The sequence below is a fragment of the Candidatus Aalborgicola defluviihabitans genome (genome assembly GCF_016705985.1).
Taxonomy (GTDB): Bacteria; Pseudomonadota; Gammaproteobacteria; order Burkholderiales; family Burkholderiaceae_C; genus Allorhodoferax; species Allorhodoferax defluviihabitans.
The window spans coordinates 1-7652 of sequence record NZ_JADJKN010000022.1; the positions used below are offsets into that span (position 1 = coordinate 1).

The following is a 7652-nucleotide window of genomic DNA, read 5'->3' on the forward strand; positions in this document are numbered from 1 at the left end:
CCCGAACATCCACGCCAACCACCACCAGCACCATCGCGGGTGGTTGATGCGCCTAAAATCAGGCTTCAACGGCCCAACCATCGTTGGGCCGTTTTCTTTTGTAGCCAACTCCGAGTTACCGCATGACCGTCGCACCCACCACCACGCCGTCTTCACCCCACGCGACGAACACCTGCAGGTCAACTGCCCATCGCCCGATGCCAGCGGCCACGCTGCCGCGTGTGGATGAATGGCCATGGAGTACCTGGATGTGCTGGGTGGCATTGCCAACAACACACGGCCACAACCACCCGGAGTTGGTGGCGGCCCCGGCAGGACCAGGTGACCAAGCTGATCCACACTCCCCAACATACGCTCACATCCTCGCAAGAATAGCGAGCCAAGTTGTTGGTCGAACGCTCGGGAATGACCAATGGATTTTTTGCTCTACCGGGCTGAGGCCAACGAATGTGCCCTCGCTGGCGCGAAATTTGGCCACGACAAGGGCATTGGAGCGCCCTTAGGAGATCGTAGGCGTAAGAAGGCCTTCTATGGTCGATCCATTGCCACGCTCCAGCGCCACCGGTAACCCCGCAGGCCGGCTTTGGCCCGCTGGTAGCGTTTATTCGCGTGCCGATCAACAGCATCGAGTCAGCTTCATAAGCCGCAACCGCCAACAACCCCAACGTGGTGCGGTGTTCTTGAAGCCATCCAGGGCGAAGGCGGTACAACCCCATGCACATGGACTACCTGCGAGATGTGCGAGATCCGTGCGATGCGACCGTGACTGTCTTGATGATCGACGAGGCAGTGTGGCATGGGTCGCACCGAAAATGGCTGGTTTACCAGTGGGCGGGCATTAAGCCCGACGATGCCACTGGCCAGAAGCCTGGGCTCGGGCGTGCCCGTGGGTGCGGTGGTGGCTGGCCCCAAGGCTGCTGCAAAATCTTTGTACCAGGCAATCACGGCAGCACTTTTGGCGGCAACCCACTGGCAATACGCGCGGGTGGAAACCATCCGGGTGTGATGGAAGACAGAACCCGCTGGCCAACGCGGCAACAGTAGGCGCCCATCTGAAAGTAGGCTGGAGAATGCCCTTGCCGCCGAGTTGGCCAGTGGCGCGGTGAAGGAAGTCCGTATTGGTCTGATGCTGAGCGTGGACCTGTCCGAGCCCTGCTCCGCGCTGGTGCAACGCGCCGCCAACGCCGGCCTGCTCATCAGTGTGACCGCCGAAACGGTGAGATCCGCTTATGCCTCCGCTCATCATGACCACGCTGGAAGCCGACCAGGTGGTTGACACTTGGCGCCGCTGGTCAAAACCCTGCCCCGGAGGCCGCATGAACCCCAAACGCCCTCCACCGCTTCCAACGCTATCCCCACCCTGCCCCAGGGCGCCGCCAGTGGGCACTACCTGCAATCCGCCATTTCACCGCCGACGAATACTACCACCTGTTCACCCGCCGCGCTGATCAAGCAGAAGTTCAAAACCTTCAACAAGCACCACACGCTGGGTGACCGCACGCTGGCCATGATCTTCGAGAAAGCCAGCACCCGCACGCGCGTGAGCTTTGAGGCCGGCATGTACCAGCTGGGCGGCAGCGTGGTGCACCTGACCACGGGCGACAGCCAGCTGGGCCGCGCCGAGCCGATTGAAGACAGCGCCAAGGTCATCAGCCGCATGACCGATATTGTGATGCGATCTCGCACCTTTGAGCAGACCAAGATCGAGCGCTTTGCCGCCAATTCACGCGTGCCGGTCATCAACGGCCTGACCAATGAGTTCCACCCCTGCCAGATCCTGGCCGACCTGTTCACCCTGCTGGAGCACCGGGGCACCGATGCCAGCGGGCAGATCGACCCCAACTACCTGCGCGGCAAGACCGTGGCCTGGGTGGGCGACGGCAACAACATGGCCAACACCTGGCTGCAGGCCGCAGCCACGCTGGGGTTTCACCTGCGGGTGAGCACCCCCAGCGGCTACGAATTGGACGAAAAAGTGGCCATTACCTCGTGGAATGGGCACAGGTAGCTACAAAACTTATAGCAATCCACTGGAAGCCTGCGCTGGTGCCGACCTGGTCACCACCGACGTCTGGACCAGCATGGGCTATGAGGCTGAAAACGAGGCCCGCCGCAAAGCATTTGCCGCCTGGTGTGTCGACACTGAGATGATGGCCGCAGCCAAACCCGGCGCCGTGTTTATGCACTGTCTGCCCGCCCACCGGGGCGAAGAGGTGCAGGCCGAGGTGATCGATGGGCCAAAGCGTGGTTTGGGACGAGGCCGAAAACCGCATGCATGTGCAAAAGCCCTGATGGAATACCTGCTGCTTGGGCTGCAAGGACCGACCCTCCATGAGTGCCTGCACCCATTGCGGCGCCTGCTGTGCGAGCTGCGGAGTTTCGTGTACGAGACCCAAGAAGGCGGGAGACACTACAAAGTTTTTGGTTCGTCCGTGAAATCTGTGGGTAGATTTTGATGGTTTTTGTGGCCGACGGCGGAATTCACCATCACTACATATTTGATGGCGCGCCCGCCGTGGACAGCCGCTACGCGGTGCGTGACTTGCCCACCGCTCCCCAAGTTGGAGCCTTTGGCCTGACGCGCTTTCGCTTGCCAACAGCCGTTGAAATAGGAATCACCCTGAACAGCCAATATACGAACACCAGTGCGATGTTGGCCATGGCCGACTTCAAGTTGGTATGGGCGTGGGTAGCCAGGAATCGATTGAGTTTCGTGCAGGTCGAATCAAACGAGCGCTGCTCCTGCTCAGAGAAGCCGCCATGGATCAGTGGCCCTTCATCGTTGGCGATGGCCTCGCGGATCAACTCTCCCACCGGCCGCTTTCTGAGCTTGGGCGTGTCGTTGATGTCTCGGATGATTTCGCCACCGAGCAGCCACAGGTTGTCGCGATGCAGGTTACGGGTCTTGCGCGTCAGACCTTGGGCCAGCAGGGTCAGCAGAAATGGCGTGAACACCGCAACGATCTGTTCGCCAGGAATGACGTCACGTTCTTCGCCACACCAACTTGCAGGCCACGTCGCCAAATCCGGGCAGTAGGTGGCCAGGTCTGGCGTGGCTACGATAGAGCCGATTTTTTCCTTGGGTGTTTTTGGCATGCGTCTGATCTCTCTACTGAACCAGTGTTACCACTTTCCTGGCTTTGTCTATGTCGTGGCTCGCCTGGACAAGGCCAGCAAAAGTATCGAAGTCGAGGTGCGCGAGCGCGTCGGCTCCAAAGGCAAGTGCTCCGTCTGCCAGACCCCGGCGCCAACCTACTATCATTTGACAGTGAGGCGCTTCGAGTTCGTTCCATTCTGGGGTTTTGTGGTTTTTCTATTGTACCGAATGCGTCGGGTGAGCTGCACACAGGGTGGCGTGACTGTCGAAGCAGTGCCATGGGGTTGTGGCAAGCACCAGATGACCACCGCCTACGTCCTGTTCCTGGCGCACTGGGCCAAGAAGTTGTCGTGGAAGGAAACAGCCCTGTCGTTTCGCACCTCCTGGGACAAGGTCTGCCAGGCCGTTGAAGTGGTGGTGGCGTGGGGGCTTGAGCATCGTACGCTGGGGCCGATTCAGGCCATTGGCGTCGATGAGATTGCCTACGGCAAGGGCCACAATTACCTGACGCTGGTCTACCAGATTGATGCGCATTGCACCCGGCTGCTGTGGGTTGGACGGGAACGCACGGTCAAGACGTTTGAGGGATTCTTTGACATGATCGGAGAAGGCCTGTCGGGCAAGATCGAATTCGTCTGCTCCGACATGTGGAAACCCTACCTGCGGGTGATCCGTGAGCGTTGCAGCAATGCACTGAACATATTGGATCGATTTCACATTGTGGCGAAGATGAATGACGCGCTCAACGATGTCCGTTCGGCCGAGGCACGCAAGCTGGTGGCCGATGGGTATGAACCGGTTCTGGCCAAGTCCCGCTGGTGCGTACTCAAGCGCCGGGAGAATCTGACCAGCAATCAGAGGGTTCGCCTGCGCGACATATTGAAGTACAACTTGCAAACAGTGCGAGCCTACTTGCTCAAGGAGCAGTTCCAACAATTCTGGGACTACGACTCGCCCACCTGGGCTGGCAAATTCTTGGACCAGTGGATCGCTTTGGTCATGCGTTCACGGATCGAGCCGATGAAGAAGGTGGCCAAGACCTTGCGCAGCCACCGTGAGCTGATCCTCAACTACTTCCGGGCGAAAAAGCAGTTCTCCAGTGGCGTTGTCGAGGGTTTGAACAACAAGGTCAAAGTGACCATGAGAAAATCCTACGGCTTTCGCACCTTCAGAATCACCGAACTCGCCCTGTATCACGTACTTGGCAAGCTTCCTGAGCCGCAACTCGCCCACAGATTTTACTGACGAAGCAAGTTTTTTAACACCCATTCTCAGGGTAAGCTGCGCCCTATGGCAAAAAAGAATCCAAACGAAGAACCCAAAGTCTGGGTGACCGCGCTCAAACTGGTGATCGGTCTGATCGTCATCGTCTGAGGCATAGGGCTGGTCCTTTGGTACGCTAAGGACCTGACAATGGCGGCTCCAAGTTACCCGGCCAGACCAGTGGGGCATTTCGCACGATTCGCCTGTACGCATGAAGCGCTAAGCGCTCCACAGATCATCGGCACACAGCCCTTTGCCAGCAAATTGGTCTACGTTGTGCAACAAGGAGCCGCTGTAATGTGTGGGTTAGTCTGTTGGCGCCAAAACTATATAGAGTGTCATGCAGTCTCGAAAATCGGATTTCCCATTTTTGGAGATGATATTACGGTGCGATACTTAGCTTATCGAACCTGGGCAAATCCTAGTTGTCCATTTATTTTTTGTCACGAATGTATTGTGAACTGCCCAACGCCTTCTGATCATCTCATCGCAGCTGACCAGATGGCACGTTAATCAAAACTGACTTGCTGCAGGAGTCGGCGAGTCGCTTTCTCGTTGAGCATCCATTACGCTTCTTAATGGTGTTGATTTGGCTTGCGAAGGGTATAAGTTTCCTCAAGTTGCGGCTGGACGAGTCCACATCAATAGATGTAACAACGCTGCCTTACAACAAATACCTGTTGTGCTGGATGCGGAGAAGAAAAGGCCTTGGGCACCCTTATGTGTTAGCTACGGCCAGCCACCATTTGCTGGCCGATCAAGTTGAAAAACATTTGGGGCTGTTCGAGGACTGGCCACCGTGGGAGATACCAACCTCAAGGGTGATGCCAAACGCGATGCTTTGGTGAGTCGGTATGGCGAGGGCGGTTTTGATTACGTCGGTAACGACTGGCCGGACATGGGCATCTGGCAATCGTCAGCGCGTGCGCATGTTGTCAGTCGATCAAAACCCCTGATCAATCAAGTTCGTAGTCACGGCAACCTCGGGCGTTTATTTGAGGATGGCAAGCCGCCGTTGTCAACAGCCTTATTCACGGCCATGCGTCCTCATCGAGGTCGAAGAATTTGCTTGTCTTCATTCCCCTACTGGCGGCTCACCGCTATGGTGATAGCGCAAGCCTATTTCAAACATTACTGGCCTTCGTGATTTTCGGACTCACGGCTTCCAGCGTTTACCTTCTCCTGGTGCTAGCTTTCGCGCTGGCTGGATTGTGGCTACCCTGGATCTTTACCGCCAGCCTGGCGCTGTATTTTGTAACCACAGTTGCGTATTCACTGCGACTAAAGCAACTGGCCATCGTCGATGTAATGACACTCGCCTCTCTCTACACCATGCGTATCATTGCAGGAGCTGCGGCAGTGGCCGTGCCGATGTTGTCTTCTGGCTACCGTCTTTTCAATGTTTATCTTCCTCAGCTTGGCGCTGATTAAACGATACAGTGAATTGAAAGGATTGCGTGATGCCAGTTTGGATGGTGCTCTGCGAGGACGTGGCTACGGACGGCAAGACTTGGAGTTGGTTTCTAGCTTGGGTAGCAGCGCGGGTTACATCGCAGGATGGTGTTGGCGCTGTACATCATGACGATCCTATCGTCTTCGCATTGAGGGATCACGTGAGTTGGATCGTGGGAGCGCTGCTTGCAGCCGTCTTCGTGTTGGCAAAGGTGGTGAAGTGAAAAACGCGGCTCGCATCGTTGTGCTTTACGCGGTCTTTGCAGCCATCGCTACGATGGCCAACATCGGCTGTCAAGCCTTGGTTATCTGGCTTTACACCGGACCACGCCCTGTGCTGATGTCAATTTTGGTGGGCACGGCTGCGGGCCTACCGATCAAATACGTGCTGGAAAAACGCCACATCTTTTAGGGCTCCATGCGACAGCTTGACCATGACGGCAGGATGTTCATCCTTTACAGTGCAATGGGGGTGATCACCACTGCACTTTTCTGGGGTGTTGAGTACGAGTTCCATATAATATTTGGAACCGACGCCATGCGTTATGTTGGTGGCACCATCGGTCTTTCGCTGGGGTACGTCATTAAGTACCACTTGGATAAACGCTTTGTGTTTGTAAGCCGCGCCGTCGCCGATCCGAGAACATCGTGATGGAGCTTTATGGATGGGGCCGGTACCCAAGGCTAAACGCGCAACCTCGCGCTGCCACCGTTCGCCAGCCAGTGCGCCACTAAGCTCGAAGCGCGAGCGCACCGCTCATCGCGCGTGGGCCAGGCTGCAGCTGGCGACAGCGGGCCAGCCCCGCAGGTGCTGTGCACCCGCTATCTCAACCACTTTCAAGCGTTTGACGACACGACGGGGTTACTAACCTGCGCTGCAGGAGTATCGCTGGATGACATCCTCCGCACCTTTGCACCGCGCGGCTGGTTTTTGCCCGTGACACCAGGCACCCGCTTTATCACCTTGGGCGGCGCCATTGCCAGCGACGTGCACGGTAAGAACCACCATGTGCATGGTGCTTTCAGCGCCCATGTACACGTCATTGAACTACTGGTAGGCAATGGAGAGCGGGTCATGACCTCACCCACTGAAAACCCTGACCTGTTCCACGCCACCTGCGGCGGCATGGGGCTGACTGGCATCATTCTTTCCGCGACTTTGCAACCTTAAACCAATCATAGCCACCGACATTCTGGAAACCACGGTCAAAGCACCTAGTCTCGATGCTGTACTCGAAGCCTTCGAAGCACACGCCGCTAGCACCTATTCAGTGGCCTGGATCGACTGCATGGCTAGCGGGCCCAGCTTGGGCCGCTCACTGCTGATGCTTGGCGAACACGCCACCGATGGCGAGCTTGCGGTGCGGACACTGCGGCCAAAACCGGTGCCGTTTGACATGCCTGCTAAGTTGCTCAATCACGCTACCGTCCGTGCATTTAATGCGATGTACTACAACCGAGTGCAGCGGAGCCAAAGCACTCGTCGTATTCCGTTCGAACCTTTTTTTTATCCCCTGGATGCGCTGTCTAACTGGAACCGCATTTACGGGAAATCCGGCTTCGTGCAACACCAGTTCGGCCTACCCAAAGCCGCCGGTGTAACCGGCCTGCGCGAGGTCCTGAAACACATTGCCCAGTCCCAGCGCGGCTCATTCCTAGCCGTGCTCAAAGTATTTGGTGCCGCCAACCACAATCTTCTGTCATTTCCCACCGAAGGCTATACGCTGGCACTCGACTTCAAGGCCGAACCCTCTGTATTTGCCGCCTGACACACTGATAGCATTGTATTGCGGCACGGCGGTCGCTTGTATCTGGCAAAGGATGCCCGCATGAGTGAAGC

General features: G+C 57.0%; 6 protein-coding genes and 3 pseudogenes. 8 read left to right on the plus strand and 1 reads right to left on the minus strand.

What is annotated here, in order from left to right:
- Window positions 1-122: 122 nt before the first annotated feature.
- Window positions 123-1303: pseudogene (locus tag IPI80_RS15775) on the plus strand (aminotransferase class III-fold pyridoxal phosphate-dependent enzyme); the annotation flags it as partial.
- A gap of 57 nt (window positions 1304-1360) precedes the next feature.
- Window positions 1361-2312, plus strand: a pseudogene (argF, locus tag IPI80_RS15780) (ornithine carbamoyltransferase); the annotation flags it as partial.
- Window positions 2313-2526: 214 nt separating this feature from the next.
- Here argF and IPI80_RS15785 read toward each other — a convergent pair.
- Entirely contained in the window at window positions 2527-3096 is a 570-nt protein-coding gene (locus IPI80_RS15785) for a hypothetical protein (protein WP_413861753.1), read from the minus strand.
- Between IPI80_RS15785 and IPI80_RS15790 the strand changes: the two genes are divergently transcribed.
- The 6 genes and pseudogenes from IPI80_RS15790 to IPI80_RS15815 all read left to right on the plus strand — a co-directional run bounded on the left by IPI80_RS15790 (window position 3095) and on the right by IPI80_RS15815 (window position 7581).
- Window positions 3095-4342, plus strand: a complete 1248-nt coding sequence (locus IPI80_RS15790; protein ID WP_413861755.1) for an ISL3 family transposase — start codon at window positions 3095-3097, stop codon at window positions 4340-4342. The two genes, IPI80_RS15785 and IPI80_RS15790, sit on opposite strands and share 2 nt — an antisense overlap.
- 817 nt (window positions 4343-5159) lie before the next feature.
- Entirely contained in the window at window positions 5160-5507 is a 348-nt protein-coding gene (locus IPI80_RS15795; protein ID WP_413861757.1) for a hypothetical protein, read from the plus strand.
- A complete protein-coding gene (locus tag IPI80_RS15800; RefSeq protein WP_413861760.1) occupies window positions 5504-5791 on the plus strand; it encodes a hypothetical protein in 288 nt (95 codons plus the stop codon). Before IPI80_RS15795 ends, IPI80_RS15800 begins: the two co-directional genes overlap by 4 nt.
- 265 nt (window positions 5792-6056) lie before the next feature.
- Window positions 6057-6464, plus strand: a pseudogene (locus IPI80_RS15805) (GtrA family protein).
- A gap of 114 nt (window positions 6465-6578) precedes the next feature.
- Complete coding sequence (locus tag IPI80_RS15810) at window positions 6579-6983, plus strand: FAD-binding oxidoreductase (RefSeq protein WP_413861763.1); 405 nt, start codon at window positions 6579-6581, stop codon at window positions 6981-6983.
- Between the two features lie 136 nt (window positions 6984-7119).
- A complete protein-coding gene (locus tag IPI80_RS15815; protein ID WP_413861766.1) occupies window positions 7120-7581 on the plus strand; it encodes a hypothetical protein in 462 nt (153 codons plus the stop codon).
- Window positions 7582-7652: the final 71 nt, after the last annotated feature.

Bases quoted from the DNA above. Each gene is read 5' to 3' on its own strand.
- IPI80_RS15790 (WP_413861755.1), top strand. From the start codon at position 3,095: ATGCGTCTGATCTCTCTACTGAACCAGTGTTACCACTTTCCTGGCTTT.
- IPI80_RS15785 (WP_413861753.1), bottom strand. From the start codon at position 3,096: ATGCCAAAAACACCCAAGGAAAAAATCGGCTCTATCGTAGCCACGCCA.